Source organism: Desulfofundulus sp. (assembly GCF_049701015.1).
GTDB lineage: Bacteria > Bacillota > Desulfotomaculia > Desulfotomaculales > Desulfovirgulaceae > Desulfofundulus.
The window spans coordinates 1-14,631 of record NZ_JBNATZ010000046.1 but is presented as its reverse complement, the minus strand read 5'-3'; the positions used below and the strand labels follow the sequence as shown (position 1 = coordinate 14,631).

Here is a 14,631-nt window from a genome sequence, read left to right as displayed (position 1 = left end):
GAGTTTCTTTTAAGGGTTGAATCAATTGATGTTACAAGAACTATCTTACGAGGAGCGTTGACATGTACTTCAAACATAGCCAGCCACTGTTCATCTGTCATTTTATGGATCATACCATCCCAGGTGTAACCAGCGTTATTAACGATGATGTGCAGACCGCCGAAGGAATCCAGGGCGGTATTGATGAGTTTTTCCGGAAAATCCGGGTTGGTCACGTCACCGTGACAGCTGACCGCTTTGCCGCCGGCGGCGGTGATTTCATTCACCGTTTCCAGGGCCGGTTCTGCGTCGAGATCACTGACCACGACCGCCGCCCCCTCGCGGGCCATCAGGAGAGCGGCCGCTTTGCCAATGCCGCGCCCGGAGCCGGTGATAATTGCTACTCTGCCATCGAGCATACCCATAGTGATGTTTCCTCCTTCCCTTCTCTTTTCTTCAGATGGTCTGAACTATCGATTGCCAGAACGGTGAAATCTTTAAACTGCACCAGCCTGATTACCCAGAATCACCACGCTGCAGACACTCATCCCCGGGAAGCCACCCAGGTTGTGCGTCAAACCAAGGCGGGGGTTCCTGATCTGCCGGGGGCCGGCCTTGCCCTGCAATTGTTTGTATACTTCGTAAATCATGCGCAGACCGGAGGCACCGATGGGGTGACCGAAGCACTTCAAGCCACCGTCGGTCTGGCAGGGGATCTGCCCGTCCAGGTCGTAAAACCCGGCCTCGATATCTTCCCGCGCCCGCCCCCGTGGGGAGATCTGCAGGTCTTCGTAGGTCACCATTTCGGTGATGGAGAAACAGTCGTGCAGTTCCAGGATGCTCAATTCTGCCCGCGGGTTTTTGATGCCGGCTTCGAGGTAGGCACGCATCCCGGCCCGCCAAGTGGTTTCCACGTGAGCCCCGTCCCAACTGGAGTACATCATCTCTTCGCCGGAGGTGGCGGCAATCTGCAGAGCTTTTACGTAGATGGGGTCTGGCCGCAGCTTTCTGGCAATCTCCGGCGTGGTGATGATGGCAGCCGCCGCACCGTCGCTCACTCCACAGCAGTCGAACAGGCCAAGCGGCCAGGCAACGATAGGAGCGTTCACAATCTGTTCGACGCTGACTTCCCGGCGCAGGTGGGCTTTGGGGTTAAGCGCCCCGTTGCGGTGACTCTTAGCCGAAATCCTGGCCAGGGTCAGCTTGCCTTCCCGGGGGTCGAGGCCGTACCGGTCAAAATAGCGGGTGGCCATCATGGCAAACGCCCCCGGGGCCGTCACGTTGGGGAAAATCAGCCGTGGCTTACCTCCCAGCACGGAACTGAATTCCGGCAGGCCGCCGTAACCGGTATCCTTAAGCTTTTCCACGCCTAGGGCGAGGACAATATCGTAAGCTCCCGAGGCAACCGCATAACAGGCTCCCCGGAAGGCCTCGGAGCCGGTGGCGCAAAAGTTTTCCGTCCGTGTCACCGGGATGAAGGGGAGTTTCAAGGTCATGGCCAGCGGCAGGGCACTCTTCCCCACGTGGATCTCCTCAAAGCAGGTACCCAGCCAGGCGGCCTGGATGTCTTTCTTTTCGATGCCGGCATCCTCCAGCGCTTCTAAAAAAGCCTCCACCATCAGATCTTCAGCACTTTTGTCCCACAGTTCCCCGAACCTGGTGCAGCCCATACCGGCGATGGCAACTTTATCCTTGATCCCTTCCGCCATCTCATTCACCTTTCTTTATTAGTTGTTTGGCCCGGTTGTCCGGCCCGTCTTTCTTTTCATCCTTCCTCAGACAGACCTCTCCCTCAAAGGTACCGCTTTCCAGAAGTAACCGTAAATTCCTCTGGCCTCATCGCTGTACTTGCGGCGGAAACTCATCCGCACCGGCATACCCACTTTGAGCTCATCCTGCTCGCAGTCGGTGAGATCGAACATATAACGACCGCCGCCCTCAAAATCGACGATCCCGTAGATAGCCGGCGGGTTTAGAGAAGCAGCCAGCCGGTCCACCGTGTAAGTGAAGAGATGGCCCTTCCGGTCGGAAAAACGGTAGGGTTCCATCTGATCCACGGCGCCACACTCCGGGTTCACGCAAACCCGCTGGGCGGGAAACTGCGGGGTACCGCACTTCCGGCAGCGGACGCCGACCAGGCCCAAAACCGAGCGGCGCTCACGAAACAGTGTTGAAAGTTGGGTGAAGGCGATTTCTTCCCCGCGCATCCCCATTTCCAGGGGGAGGAGTTTCTTAAACACCGCGTACTTTTCGTAACTGTCCAATTCATTTCCACCGGCAATGTGCCCCCTGACCCCTTTGCGTTCCTTCCGGTTCAGGATCTCTTCCGTCACTTCGAAGTACAGTGCGTCGGCACCGTTGCCATAGCTGACGACCAGGATCCTGTCGCCGGGCAGCGCTTCCTCCAGGGCAGCTGCCAGCATCATTAAAGGGTAGGCGGCTCCGGTGTCGCCGACCTCGGACATCAGGTTCTCCTGGATTTTTTCAGGAGGCAGACCCAGCTTACCGGCAATGGCGGCGTGTTCCCGGTTATACGGACAGGCGTATACAACCTTTGCGAAGTCGCCGGCCTTTAAACCATATTTTTTCAGCAGCCCGGCAATGGCCCGGGGGATGAACCGGAGGTAACCGGCGTCACGCATCCACCGTTCTTCCCAGCTGCGGTCGAAAACGTCCCGCCCGGCACGCCGGTGGTCCACAAAATCGGCGGAGAAGGAGTAAAATCCTTTCAGCTCGGCGATTACGTTTTCTCCCCCCAGCAGAAAGGCCGCCGCCCCGTCGCCGAAGAGATACTCCTGGAGGCTGCCCATTTTGCCCAGGCGGGTGTCGGCCGCCGTAACCAGCACCCGGGACACCCCCTTCGCACGCACCGCCTCGCACGCGCCGAGCAGGGCCGTGGTGCCCGCTTTTAAAGAGTCCGTAAAGTCGGCCGTGCGCAGGTCCTCCTGCAGGTCGAGTGCCGCGGCGACGATTCCGGCGTTCTGCCTTTCTCTGTACGGTGCGGTGGTGGTGGCGAAATACAGGGCGTCCACCTTCTCCCGCGCGAAACCTTTCAAACAATCCACGCCCGCCTCAACGGCCATGGTAATACTGTCTTCATCGCTGCCGGCCACCGCTTTCCGCCCCGGAAGCATCACCGCCGGGTTGAACCAGCCCATGCTCCGCAGGATAACCTGCCGGTTCAGGCGGTACCGGGGAACATACGCGCCGTAAGATATGATACCGGCCATGGATGGTGGTTCGCTCCTTCCTCATTGAAAATAAGCACGGAAGAGACAGATCAGTTCAATCAGTAATATCAACGCAAGAAATATACCCGCCGTAAAATGCCGGCCAGAAGCAAAACAAGGGCAGAAATCAGCCCCCGGTGCAGGCAAAATAAGAGGGGGTGTTCTGAAAATAAAACACCCCTCCCCCCATTTGTATCGCAAACGGGACAGAGGAGTGTCTCGATTTCCCATCCATTTCCTGTCTATCTTAATTTCTAGTCCATCAAGCCGGTTTTCTTCAGCTTCGCATACAGGCGCGAACGACTGATCCCCAGGATACAGGCTGCCCTGGTCTTGCTGCCCCCGGCCACTTCCAGGGCGGCGGCCAGGATGTCCTTTTCAGCCTCCCGCAGCTTTTGCCGGTAGAAGGGCGCGTCTTTTCCGGCATCCCCTCCGCTCAGGCGCCCGCTGTAGTTGCGGATATAGGCAGGCAGGTCCGGTACCCCCATTGTTTTCCCTGTGGCAAAGTTGACCCCCCGTTCGCAAACGTTTTCCAGCTCCCGGACATTTCCCGGCCAGGGATAACTCTGAAGCATCAACAAAGCCTCCGGGCTCACCCGCTCCACGCGGGTCCCGAAAAGAGCGTTATACTTTTGCAAAAAATGGTAGACCAGCGGCAGAATGTCTTCCCGGCGGCTGCGCAGGGGAGGAATGAAGAGGGGGATTACATTCAACCGGTAATAAAGATCTTCCCGGAATTTGCCTTCCGTCACCATTTCGGCCAGGTTCCGGTTGGTGGCGGCTATAATCCGTACGTCCACCCGGATAGTGCGGGTGCCACCGACGCGCTCGAACTCGCGGTCCTGCAGGACGCGCAGCAGCTTGGCCTGAAGGGCGGGACTCATGTCACCAATTTCATCCAAAAAGATGGTACCCCCGTCGGCCATTTCAAATTTCCCGGGCTTGCCGCCTTTTTGCGCGCCCGTAAAGGCTCCCGGAGCATAGCCGAAAAATTCCGATTCCAGCAGGGAATCGGGAATGGCCGCACAGTTTACCTTGATAAAAGGCCTATCCCTCCTGCTGCTGGCAGCGTGGATGGCCTGGGCAAGGAGCTCTTTCCCCGTCCCGCTTTCGCCCTGGATTAAAATGGTTGAACACCCCCGGGCAGCCCGCAGGGCTTCTTTTTTCAGGCTCTCCATGACCGCGCTGACACTTACGATGCTGTCGAAGGTGTAGCGTACTCCTCCCACCTTATGCAATTGTTCCCTGTAATAGGTAAGCTTGTTCTCAACTGCATCCAGGCGGCGGGCCAGCTCCCGTACCTCTTCCAGCTTGCGGAAAAGGATTTTGCCAACCGCACCGGTCACCCGGCCATTTTTGACAATGGGCAAATTGGAAACAAGAAAGCGGTGGCCACCGATGGTCTGCAGGTCGGCATATTCGGGCAGGCCCGTCCGGGCGACGATGTGCAGCCGACTGTTTTCCAGAATCTCCGTAACGTGCCGGCCGGCAACCTCTTGCGGGCGGAGCTGGAGAAATTCAGCCAGGGCCTGGTTAATCAAAGTAACCCGGCCGTCCTCGTCCACCACCACAATCCCATCACAGGCGATCTCCAGGACCGTCTCCAGCGTATTATGCAACTGCTGGACGGTTTCCAGTTCGGCCGCCAGGTGCTCAAGGTCGGTTAAATCCTGGAAAATGGCGACGGCTCCCACCGTCCCGCCTCCGCAGATGATGGGCGTGGCGTTGACCATGAAAGCACGCCCTTTAAACATGTGCTTTCTACCAATTTCCACCACCCCGGCCGTAATCACCTCTTTTAAGGACAATTCCGGGAAAACGTCACTCAAAAACTTCCCCCGGACCTTTTCCTCTGTTACGCCCAGCACCTTTTCCGCGGCGGGATTTAGCAGAACCACCCTTTCCGTAGCATCCACCATTATCAACCCGTTGTGCATCGCCCGGTAGACGGCCTGCAGCCGGGCGTTCAACAAATCCGCCTGTTTAAAAAGCGCCATGATCATGTCAACCTTGGTGAATACTCCCAGAACGTGATTTTCCTGGTCGACCACCACACCCATTCCTACCGGGCTTTTTTTGACCACTTCGGCTATATCCTGATAGGGCACGTCGGGAAAGGTCGTGACCACCTGGCGCATGTAGAAAGGATCAATCGCCTGACCCAGATCATGCCCGCTCAACAGGCAGTCAAAAAGGTTGAAACGGGTAAATATACCCAGCAGTTTTCCTGCGCGATCCGTCACCGGGAGGCTGGTCAACCGGGTGATGCGGAACAATTCCACCGCCCGGCGCAAGCTGTCGCCCGGATATAAAAGGGGTACGCCCGTGGTCATCATATCCTTCATCCGCATAAGAAATCCCCCCGCCGCCAGGATTTAAAGCGTAATGTTTAGATAAAAATCCGTGCATCCAGAACCAGTGCGCCCCGTTCATAAACAACTACCGGATTTAAATCCATCTCCCGTATTTGCGGATAAGCAGCCACCAGATCGGAAACTTTAATCAAGATGTCGATTAAAGCCTCCTCGTCTGCAGGCGGGGCACCACGGTACCCGGACAGCAAGCGGTACCCACGCAAAGACCGGATCATACTGCACGCTGCATCGCGGTCGACAGGAAGTAGACGAAAACTTACATCTCCCAAAATTTCCGTGAACACCCCTCCCAACCCGAACAAGAGCACGGCTCCGAACTGCCGGTCGTCAGTAACCCCGACGATAACTTCCCTCCCAGACTCTGCCATGGGCTGCACCGTTACTGCAGCCGCCGGGTCCACCGCCACAGCCCGGGCCATGATCTCCCGGTATGCCCGGCGCACCTGCCGGCTATCCACCAGGTTCAAAGCCACCCCACCTGTATCCGACTTGTGAACAATGAGAGGAGAACGCACCTTCAACACCACGGGATAACCCAGTTCCCCGGCGCGTTCGACCGCTTCGTCCTCAGTACGAGCCAGTCGGCAGGGGGTAACGGGTATGCCCACCCTGCTCAGGATTTCCTTGGCCTCATCCTCACACAAGTACCTGCGCCCGGCAGACCGGACCAGCTCGAGAATTTCCGCAACGTTCACCGGTTCACCCCCCTCCGTTGCCGTGCGTAATGCAACAGGGCCGAAACTCCCCAGGCAGCTTCCTCGGGGGTGACGTAGACGGGGATACCCCGGGAGTGCAGGAGTTCCCTTTCTTCCCTCACCTGTTCCAAACTCGAAATGTACAGGGCCACCACCGGTTTACCACTTTTCTCTTGCGCGGCCAGGATCTCGGAAGTGGGACAGCGCCAGTTCAAGTGGAGGCAATAGATGGCTACCAGCAGGTCAATCAACGGGTCCTCAAGCACCGCTTCCGCCAGCCGGCCAAAGGTGGCGGCCTGCATTCCCCGTCCCGCTGCATCCAGAGGATTCTTAAGCACCACCGCCGGGTTGTGCCCCATTATGTTCCTGATTCTTTCCATGGTACTTTCCGTAAAGGGGGGGAACACCCCTCCCCGCAGGCCTGCTTCATCGAGCAGTACGATACTGGGACCCGCCGTATGGGTAACCACCCCCACGCCGTTCCCCCGTGGGATGGGAGCCATTGCCAGAGCGTTGCATGCAGCCACCATCTCCAGAGCACTCTCCACCACCAGAAGACCGAACTGCTGCAGTATTTGCCTGTACATCTGATAGCTCCCGGCCATGCTGCCGGTATGGGTGAGGGCGGCGGAGTTCACTGCATCCGAACGTCCCACCTTATAGAAAACCACCGGTTTACGCCGGGCCACCTCCCCGGCTACCTGCACCAGCCGCCGGGCATCGTCGGTGCCTTCGACGAAAACGCCAATTACCGCGGTACTATCGTCACGGGCCAGGTATTCAAGGTAGTCGCTCAGTTCCAGAGTACTGCGGTTGCCCACGCCCACCCACTTGTTAACGCCCAGTCCCTCATCCAGGGCTTTCTGAAGTATGGTGAGCCCCACACCGCCGCTCTGGCTGACGAAGGAAACCCTGCCCCGGGGTAACCGTATGGGATAAAAAGTAGCGTTTAGACCGACCCCGGTATTGATCAAACCCAGCGTGTTCGGGCCGACCACTTCCACATTATATTGCCGGGCGACGGCAATAAGGCGTTCTTCCAGGGCTTTCCCTTCCGCCCCCATTTCCCGGTAACCACCGGCTACGCAGATGACCCCTTTAACTCCTTTCCTGCCGCACTGCTCAACCACTTCCACGGTTGCATACTGATTGACACCAATTACCGCCAAGTCCACCGGCCCGGGTACTTCTTCCAGGGAACGGTATACCGGCAGGCCCAGTAAATTTTCCAGGCGGGGGTGTATTGGATAAATTATGCCCTTATATCCGGCGTGGATAAGGCTCTGCAAAAGGTTGTAACCCACCCGGTCATTCGCCCCGGTAACTCCTACCACAGCCACGCTGCGGGGGTGAAAAATCGTATCCAGCACATCCAATTTATGGCCAGGCATTATTATCCCTCCCCATTTATAAAGATCCTTATGTTTTAAATTCTAAGAACTTTCTGATAAACCTTCCTGATGATAAAAATAAAAACTCCCCCGGTCCCGGGGGAGTTTGGGCACGAAGGTTCCGAATCAGTTCGCTACAGCACATGCCCGCCTTCAGGGAATTACCTTGGTCAACGGGTACTCAATGATGTCCTGCGCACCGGTCCTTTTTAAAGCCGGGATCAGGTCCCGCACTTTTTTCTCATCCATAATCACCTCTACCGCACACCAGTCGCAGTTCACCAGCTGGGAGATGGTGGGGTGTTTCATGGCCGGCAGCAGGGCCAGCACATCGTCCAGTTTCTCCTTCGGTACGTTCATCTTCAACCCCACCTTGGCATCTGCCCGGAGCGCACCCTGCAGCAGTACGGCCAGGTTCTCCAGTTTTTCCCGCTTCCAGGGGTCCTCCCAGGCCTTTTTGCTAGCGTGCAGGCGGGGGGTTGACTGCAAAATGGTAGCAATCACCCTTAAATTATTGGCTTTCAACGAACTCCCGGTTTCGGTAAGGTCGGCAATGGCATCCACCAGGTGAGGGACCTTGACCTCAGTTGCACCGTAGGAATATTCCACATAAGCCTCCACGCCGTGGCTGGCGAGAAACTTTGTGGTCACCCGGACCAGCTCGGTGGCAATACGTTTATTTTGCAAGTCGGCTACCGTATGAATGTCGCTGTCGTTGGCCACGGCCAGCACCAGACGGATGGGGTTGGTGGTTTGCTTTGAATAAACAAGTTCAGCCACCTCCACCACGTCGGCCTCATTCTCCATAATCCAGTCCAGACCGCTGATGCCCGCATCCAGTACACCTTCGTGGACATAACGGGGGATTTCCTGGGCACGCATGAGCACTATCTCCAGTTCCGGATCATCAACATTGGGAAAGTAGGAACGGCTCCTCACCACGATATTATAGCCGGCCTTTTTGAACAACTGAAAAGTGGCCTCCTGCAGGCTTCCCTTCGGCAGGCCCAAACGCAACTTCAATCAAGACACCCCCATAAAACCCTTTCTCACTTTAACATGCTAAATTACTGCTTAGTAAAACCATCATCCAGTATAGATCAGCATCCATGCCATGTCAATGGGTTGCATAAAAAAGAATTCCCAGTGCGAGAATAATCCTGGCAAAGGAGGTTGCGGGCGTTGAAACCCCGGAAGTTTTTGTGGCACATTCTCCTGGTGTCCACCCTTATTATTTTTTTAACCCCGGTCACGGCAGCCCGTGCGGGACAAGAGCAACCCGGCAGACCGCAAGACAGGCAAAACCTGACAACCACAACGGAAAACGTCCTGATTTTCTGGACCGACGGTCCAAAATTAAAAGCCATCACATTGATCGCCATCACACCGCGCAAAAAGCCCGTAGGCATTGTTTCCATCCCTATAAACACCCGCATTCATGACGTCACCGGAGTTGATACACTGGAAGAACTGTACCATAAAACAGGGCGGGAAGGGACGACGGCCTACCTGGCAAAACGCTTCGGCATACCGATTAACCATTATGTGGATATCAGCCAGGCCACCCTCACACGAACCAGCGAAGCACTGGGACCCGTGGAAATGGCCGGCAAGCAGACCTCTTTACTTGAGGTATTCGAAGGGACCTACACCAACCAGCGCATGGACCTGCAGACAGAAATCCGCACCCTGGCGGCAAGGCTTATCGAACCGCCCGTACTGCTCAAAGTACCACGCCTGTTGTGGATTTTTACCAGCGGAGTGGAAACAAACCTGGGCATCAACCATATCCTCACCATTTACCAGGCCCTGCAGGGGAACGGCCCCGAGATCCTGCGGAAGCAGGCCCTTCCCGGGCAGGATTACTCCGTCGGTCCCGCCAGGTACCGGGAAGTATCCCCCGATGCCTGGAGCCGGGTGCTGCGCGAAGTCACCTGCACTTGAAAATAACGCCTGCCCGCCGTTCGGTAAGCATCAGGAAAAAGAAAACCGCCGCTCGGACGAGCGGTTTTTTTTCAGGCAGAGTTACCATTATTAAACGCGAAAAGCCTCCTTCAGCGCTGGAAAACATATAGATGTTAGGGCCTGAAAACCTGGAGGGAGGGGCTTTATGTCATTGCACAAGATCGTCCTGGCCTTAATAATCGTCAGCATGACCGGCCTTTTGGGAGCGTCAAATTGCAGAGCGTCAGATCCACAAAATTCAAAAACAGAGCTGGAAACCATACTAAAACAAATTTTTGAGGCCCGTGCCGGGGCCATCATAACCGGAGCGGACCCCACCCCGGCCCTGACCTGCTACGACACCGGGACCAGGCTGGGGCTCTGGGCCCTTGCCCATGAGGAGCACAAATTGAATTTCGTGCAGCAGTGGGCTAAAATGCGAGGGGTACGGTTCGTTGAAGCAAAACCATCGATACATATCACCTGGTCCCGTATCCGTGGAGATACCGCCGAATTTGTCGTTCACCAGAGTCTCCAACTGGGGTACGTTTACCCCGGCGATCCTGCGGTCAACCGTTTTGGCATCGGTACACGTCACTGGATGGAACTGATAAAAAAAGACGGGAAGTGGCTTATCCGGAAGGACTTTTACACTGACGGCCTGGGTGACGACACCCTTGTACCCGTACCCACACCCGCAGACGGGCCCGCCCGGGTAGGACCGGTCACAAAATCCCCCCAGGTGGGAAACTATTCCGGAGGTATTTTTGACCGCCAGGGAGCCGCCCGCTACGCGGATAAATACGCGGGGCTGGCCTGGGGAGCGGGCAACGACCACAAATATAACCCCCGTTACCGTGACCTTAACGGCAACGGCGGGGACTGCACCAATTTCGTTTCCCAGTGCCTGGGAGATAAAGAAGAAGGGGGCAAGCTCCCCATGGACGGCACCTGGTACTACCGCTACGACAGGAACGGAGGTTCGGGCAGCCGGGCCTGGGTACAAACCGAAGCCTTCGCCAACTGGCTCCTCTACAGCGGCCGTGCCCGGCGGATTGCCCGGGGGACCTTCCAGGAGTTAAACCAGCCCGGCAACAATTTCCCCCGGGGGGCCGTACGGGAACTGCAGATAGGGGACGTAATCGGATACGAGGAAAAGGGGCACATCGAGCATTTCGCCATTGTGGTCGGGACGGACCACCAGGGTTACCCCGTTGTGGACGCCCATACGGTTGACCGTTACCACTGTCCCTGGGACATGGGGTGGGACAAAAAGACCGTTTTCCACCTCTTCCGCATCAACAACGGCTCAAAACAACTATCACGATCCCGGGAAGTAAAGAGATAAGGGGATAAGTCGTACAGAACTTATCCCCCTTAAAATATGCGGGCCTCTCCCTCGTCCTCGCGGTCGTTGTTCACCTGGTGGTGAAAGATGGCCTCCAGGCTCTCGTCATCGTAACCACCCTGGGGACGCAACTTAAGCTGGCTGACAACTTCCTTTACCCCCCGCGCCCTGGCAGCCGCGGCTTTGGCCGTTTCAATTTCCCCAGGGCTGTCCACCCGCCCCTGGAGGTAAACCACTCCCTTAACACTTTTAACCCCCACGTGACGCCGGTTGACTCCAGCCGCCTCCAGTTCCTCACCCACTTCAAAGGCTACATCATCATCGGTAATGGCCCCGTCAGTACTTACCGCTACACCGTTTTCCACCGCCCGGATGCCCTCGATGGCTGAAACAATCCGGCGCACCTGTTCCCTCTCAGCCAGGGTATCCACGACACCGGTAATACGAGCCTTGCCGTCCACCACATCGGCCTTCAACCCGTATTCCCTGGTACGCACGTCGCTGTCCAGGACGGCCTGTACCTTTTTCGTCAAGATCTCGTCCCGTTCCGCCGTCAAGAATAACCCCCTCCTTACCTCAATTTGTAGCCATTCTTTGAAACTGTTCCGGGCTAACCATCCAGCGCCCTACTTACCAACGTGACCCAGCTTATCAATGATAAGCTGTTTCAAATTAAAAAAAGTAGCCGTGGCTCGTATTCCCTGCAGGTATTATTCCCTTTGACACGGTAAATATAGTGGGAAACAATTCAGCTTGCGGGGTGAAAAAATGGTATATCAAACCAACCGCCGGCCGCTGTGGGAAGTTACCACCGACCTGGCCCTGGCTGCCCAGGGCAAAATATCGGCAGATGTCGTGATCAAAAACGGCCGGCTGGTAAACGTACATACAGCAGAAATCCAGGCTGGTGTAGATGTGGCAATTAAACACGGACGGGTGGTGCTGGTGGGCCGGGCCGACCACACCATAGGCAGGGAGACCCTGGTGATCGATGCCGGGGGCTGTTACCTGGTACCGGGCTTCCTGGACGGACATATTCACGTGGAAAGCAGCATGGTTACCGTCACCGAATTCGCCAGGGCGGTGATCCCCTGCGGCACCACGACTATTTTCATGGACCCTCATGAAATCGCCAACGTCCTGGGCCTGGAGGGCATACGGCTGATGATGGAAGAAGGGGAAAGACTGCCTTTAAAGGTTTTTACCACCATGCCCTCCTGCGTCCCGGCCGCACCCGGTTTTGAAGATGCCGGGGCAAGCATTGGCCCGGAGGAGATCCGTGAAGCCATGACCTGGCCGGGGATCATCGGGCTGGGCGAGATGATGAACTTCCCCGGCGTGCTGGCAGGAAATCCCCTGGTACACGAAGAAATACAGGCCACTTTAAAAGCCAACAAGGTCGTCACAGGACACTACTCCGTGCCGGAAACGGAAGTAGGCCTGCAGGGTTACATTGCCGCAGGCATATCTTCCTGCCACGAAGCCACGCGGGCGGAAGACGCCCTGGCCCGCATGCGTCTGGGCATGTACGCCAAGATGCGGGAAGGATCGGCCTGGCAGGATGTTAAGGCCACCATTAAGAGCATCACTGAAAACCGGGTGGACTCCCGCTACGCCGTCCTGGTTTCCGACGACACCCACCCGGAAACCCTGCTCACCCTGGGCCACCTGAACCACGTAGTGCGCCGGGCCATTCAGGAAGGGGTTGACCCGGTGCGGGCCATCCAGATGGCTACCATCAACCCCGCCCAGTGTTTCGGAGTATCCCGGGATCTGGGCAGCATCGCCCCCGGGCGGTGTGCCGATATTTTGTTTGTCCCCGACCTTGCAGATATGAAGGTAGAGCGGGTTATGGTTGACGGCACGATAGTGTCCGAAAAAGGGCGGGTGTTATTTGACCTGGCGCCTTTCGCCTACCCTGCAAAAGCCCGCCGGTCGGTACACCTGCGCAGTCCCATCACTGCCGGTAACTTCACCATTGCTGCTCACGGAGGAAAAGCCCTGGCGCGGGTAATAGAAGTAATCGAAGCCAGGGTGGGCACCCTGCACCGGCAGGTGGAAGTACCCGTGGAAGACGGGGAAATCAGGTCTTCCGTGGAACTGGATGTGGCCAAGGTGGCCTGCATTGAACGACACGGCGGGCCGGGGAACATGGGCCTGGGCCTGGTCAGGGGCTTTCACCTGAAAGGAGGCGCGGTGGCCTCCACTGTAGCCCACGATAGCCATAACTTGCTCGTGGTGGGTATGAACGACCAGGACATGGCCCTGGCCGCTAACACCCTGGCTGAATGCGGCGGCGGCATGGTGGTTGTGCGAGACGGCCGGGTGCTGGCCCTCCTGCCCCTGCCCATAGCCGGGCTGATGTCCGACCGGCCGGTGGAGGAAGTGCGGGACATGGTGGCCGCTCTGGAACGGGCCTGGAAGGAACTGGGCTGCCCACTGGTCTCCCCCTTCATGACCATGGCCCTTTTGTCGTTACCGGTCATACCGGAACTCAGGGTAACCAACCGGGGCCTAGTGGACACGGTAAACTTCCGTTTTGTGGATCTGGTGGTTAAGTGAAAGGGCGTGATCTTGTCCCACCAAAACCCCGAGCAAACGGCTCTGACCAGTGAAGCCTCTAGGGAAAATTCCCGGAGGCTTCACTTATTTCAACCCGGGCCCGGTTTAAAATAAGACATCTCGCATAACCGGCGGGCAAAGCCGAAAATAATACAGTTAAACACTCATCTAAGAGGATGAAACCCGGTGCTCAATCTCAAAGAAATGATTGCCAGGCTGATCCTGGCCTTTTTAGTAGGATTTTTCATCGGCTTGGAGAGAGAAAAACGCCACAAGCCTGCGGGGGTACGTACCCATGCCCTGGTCTGCCTGGGTTCGGCCCTGTTTACTTTAATCAGCAGCTACGGGTTCATGTCCCTGCCAGGAAGAAACCCTTACCAGCCAGGGGACCCCGCACGCATTGCGGCTCAAATTGTCACTGGCGTTGGATTTATCGGCGGCGGTATCATCTTTAAAGACCGGGACAATATCCGCGGTCTGACCACCGCCGCCAGCATCTGGCTCACCGCCGGCCTGGGCACGGGTATCGGTGCCGGCCTTTATGTGCCCACCATGGTGGCTGCAGCTTTAGGCTACATCACCCTGAGATTAAACCGCCTCCTCAAGCAATGGGGGCTGGATGATGCGGGGGAGGAGTGAAAAATCCGCGCCCACATGGGACAGGATGGGCGGAAGCTCCCTGGCATCTCAGTAGATGGGCGACACTCTCAAAATGGCGAACGGAGGAACTGGTCAGTGGGCACATACCTATATCCCAGGATAGTCGCTTGACACCCTGCAGGCTCATTCTGAAAATTTACCCCTTAGTCCTGTGCCTCATTCCAGGGTGTCCATCTCCCTGCACTCCTACCCCCTCTTGCGCCAGGACAGGAAGGACGAAAAGATGGAGGAGCAGCGAGAAACTTATCAAAGAATGAATGGCTTGCGCACTCAACTCACGACTCCTTAGTCTACTTCTTTTAAAAATCTCACATACTTCCTTCGCCCGTTCAGGACATTGACCAGTTTTTCATCTGCCGTCCAGAATTCACATATTTCCCCAGTTCTCCTTTCCACAACCTCGGCAACCGCCAGAAAAGCTGCATCGTAAAGCGTAGGCATATCGAA

The 14,631-nt window shown here is 56.7% G+C and carries 12 protein-coding genes; 4 read left to right on the top strand and 8 right to left on the bottom strand.

The features are described from left to right. The 7 genes from ACPLUI_RS04735 to hisG all read right to left on the bottom strand — a co-directional run. The coding region (locus tag ACPLUI_RS04735) for an SDR family NAD(P)-dependent oxidoreductase (RefSeq protein WP_424659124.1) at positions 1-404 on the bottom strand (404 nt) is incomplete at its 3' end. A gap of 72 nt (positions 405-476) precedes the next feature. Then, entirely contained in the window at positions 477-1,688 is a 1,212-nt protein-coding gene (locus tag ACPLUI_RS04730) for an acetyl-CoA acetyltransferase (RefSeq protein WP_424659125.1), read from the bottom strand. 66 nt (positions 1,689-1,754) lie between these two features. After that, entirely contained in the window at positions 1,755-3,209 is a 1,455-nt protein-coding gene (locus ACPLUI_RS04725) for a hydroxymethylglutaryl-CoA synthase family protein (RefSeq protein ID WP_424659123.1), read from the bottom strand. Between the two features lie 254 nt (positions 3,210-3,463). Beyond that, positions 3,464-5,560: a sigma 54-interacting transcriptional regulator gene (locus ACPLUI_RS04720; RefSeq protein WP_424659122.1), complete on the bottom strand. Its 2,097-nt coding sequence runs from the start codon at positions 5,558-5,560 to the stop codon at positions 3,464-3,466. Positions 5,561-5,598: 38 nt separating this feature from the next. Further along, positions 5,599-6,279, bottom strand: a complete 681-nt coding sequence (locus ACPLUI_RS04715; protein WP_424659121.1) for an acetate--CoA ligase family protein — start codon at positions 6,277-6,279, stop codon at positions 5,599-5,601. Continuing rightward, positions 6,276-7,670 (bottom strand): acetate--CoA ligase family protein, encoded by a 1,395-nt coding sequence (locus ACPLUI_RS04710; protein ID WP_424659120.1) that lies wholly within the window; start codon positions 7,668-7,670, stop codon positions 6,276-6,278. Before ACPLUI_RS04710 ends, ACPLUI_RS04715 begins: the two co-directional genes overlap by 4 nt. Before the next feature lie 153 nt (positions 7,671-7,823). Beyond that, positions 7,824-8,693 carry an ATP phosphoribosyltransferase gene (hisG, locus tag ACPLUI_RS04705; protein ID WP_424659119.1) on the bottom strand — a complete coding sequence of 290 codons (870 nt, stop codon included), beginning with the start codon at positions 8,691-8,693 and terminating at the stop codon, positions 7,824-7,826. A gap of 159 nt (positions 8,694-8,852) precedes the next feature. On the opposite strand from hisG, the gene ACPLUI_RS04700 reads away from it, so the two are divergent. After that, the gene (locus tag ACPLUI_RS04700; protein WP_424659118.1) at positions 8,853-9,614 is read left to right on the top strand and encodes an LCP family protein; all 762 of its coding nucleotides are present in this window, start codon (positions 8,853-8,855) and stop codon (positions 9,612-9,614) included. Between the two features lie 166 nt (positions 9,615-9,780). Next, on the top strand, positions 9,781-10,962 hold the full coding sequence (locus ACPLUI_RS04695; RefSeq protein WP_424659117.1) for an amidase domain-containing protein: 1,182 nt from the start codon (positions 9,781-9,783) through the stop codon (positions 10,960-10,962). A gap of 29 nt (positions 10,963-10,991) precedes the next feature. Here the strand turns inward: ACPLUI_RS04695 and ACPLUI_RS04690 are convergent, their stop codons facing one another. Then, positions 10,992-11,519, bottom strand: coding sequence for a BON domain-containing protein (locus tag ACPLUI_RS04690; protein WP_424659116.1), 528 nt, complete (start codon positions 11,517-11,519; stop codon positions 10,992-10,994). A gap of 211 nt (positions 11,520-11,730) precedes the next feature. Here ACPLUI_RS04690 and ade point away from each other — a divergent pair, with 211 nt between their 5' ends. Both ade and ACPLUI_RS04680 read left to right on the top strand, forming a co-directional pair. Continuing rightward, positions 11,731-13,524, top strand: a complete 1,794-nt coding sequence (ade, locus tag ACPLUI_RS04685) for an adenine deaminase (RefSeq protein ID WP_424659115.1) — start codon at positions 11,731-11,733, stop codon at positions 13,522-13,524. A 186-nt stretch (positions 13,525-13,710) separates the two neighbouring features. Beyond that, positions 13,711-14,163, top strand: a complete 453-nt coding sequence (locus ACPLUI_RS04680; protein WP_424659114.1) for an MgtC/SapB family protein — start codon at positions 13,711-13,713, stop codon at positions 14,161-14,163. The last annotated feature ends 468 nt before the right edge of the window (positions 14,164-14,631 follow it).